The 1,237-nt window shown below is 74.7% G+C and carries 2 protein-coding genes; both read right to left on the bottom strand.

What is annotated here, in order from left to right:
- On the bottom strand, positions 1 to 586 hold a 586-nt coding region (locus HGA02_RS19805; RefSeq protein ID WP_484482061.1), incomplete at its 3' end, for a Rossmann-fold NAD(P)-binding domain-containing protein.
- On the bottom strand, positions 583 to 1,237 hold a 655-nt coding region (locus HGA02_RS19800; RefSeq protein WP_168681121.1), incomplete at its 5' end, for an aminotransferase class III-fold pyridoxal phosphate-dependent enzyme. The genes HGA02_RS19805 and HGA02_RS19800, both read right to left, overlap by 4 nt.

The following is a 1,237-nucleotide window of genomic DNA, read 5'->3' as shown; positions in this document are numbered from 1 at the left end:
CGGCGAGGACGCGCGCGTCGGGCGGGTAGCCGTCGGGCGTGCCGATCCGCACGTGCAGGCCGGCGGTCGCGCCGCCCAGCAGGTAGGAGTGCGCCATGTTGTTCGCGCCGTCGCCCACGTACGCGAGCGTCTGGCCCGCGAGCCGCCCGACGCCGCCGCGGTGCAGCGCGACCGTCGCGAGGTCCGCGAGCACCTGGCACGGGTGGAAGAGGTCGGTGAGCGCGTTCACGACGGGGACGCCCGCGTGCTGCGCCATCTCGTCGAGCCGTGACTGCTCGAACGTCCGCCAGACGACCGCGGCGACCTGCCGGCCGAGCACGCGCGCGGTGTCGGCAACGGACTCGCGCACGCCGATCTGCGCGAGCTTGCCCTCGACGAGCAGCGGGTAGCCGCCGAGCTCCGCGATGCCCGTCGTGAACGACACCTGGGTGCGCAGCGTGGGCTTGTCGAAGATCACCGCGACCGCGCGCGGGCCGACGAGCGGGCGGCGCACGTACCGGTCGTCGCGGAACGCGAGCGCGAGCTCGAGGACCTCGCGCTGCTCCGCGGGCGTCAGGTCGTCGTCGCGCAGGAAGTGCCGCGTCATGCGTCGGCCCCCAGGTCCGCCGGGACGGCTGCGAGGAAGTCGACGAACGTGCCGGCCTGCTCCTCGGTGAGGACGAACGGCGGCGCGAGCCGGATCGTGGTCGGCGTGCACGGGTTGACGACGAAGCCCGCGTCGAGCGCCGCCGCGGCGACCTGCGGCGCGACGGGCCGGGCGAGCTCGATCGCGATCAGGAGACCCGCGCCGCGCACGTCGGTCACGAGGGGGTGACCGAGGCCGGCGACGCGGTCGCGCAACGAGACGCCCAGCGTGCGCACGTGCTCCAGGAGCCCGTCGCGCTCGATGACCGCGATCGTCGCCAGCCCCGCCGCCGCGGCGACCGGGTTGCCGCCGAACGTGGTGCCGTGCTGGCCGCGGCCCAGCAGCGTGGCCGTCCGCTCGCCGTACGCGACGAGCGCGCCGACGGGGAACCCGCCGCCGAGACCCTTCGCGAGCGTGACCGCGTCCGGCACGATGCCGCCGCCGATCTCCGGCTGCTGGTACGCGAGCCACGAGCCCGTCCGGCCCATGCCGGTCTGCACCTCGTCGAGGACGAACAGCGCGTCGTTGTCGTGGCACAGCTCCTGCATGGTCCGCAGGAATTCCGGCCGCATATGCCGGTCACCGCCCTCGCCCTGAATGGGTTCGGCGATG

This window comes from Cellulomonas septica, from assembly GCF_012396155.1.
GTDB lineage: Bacteria > Actinomycetota > Actinomycetes > Actinomycetales > Cellulomonadaceae > Cellulomonas > Cellulomonas septica.
This window is presented reverse-complemented; position numbering and strand designations above follow the sequence as displayed.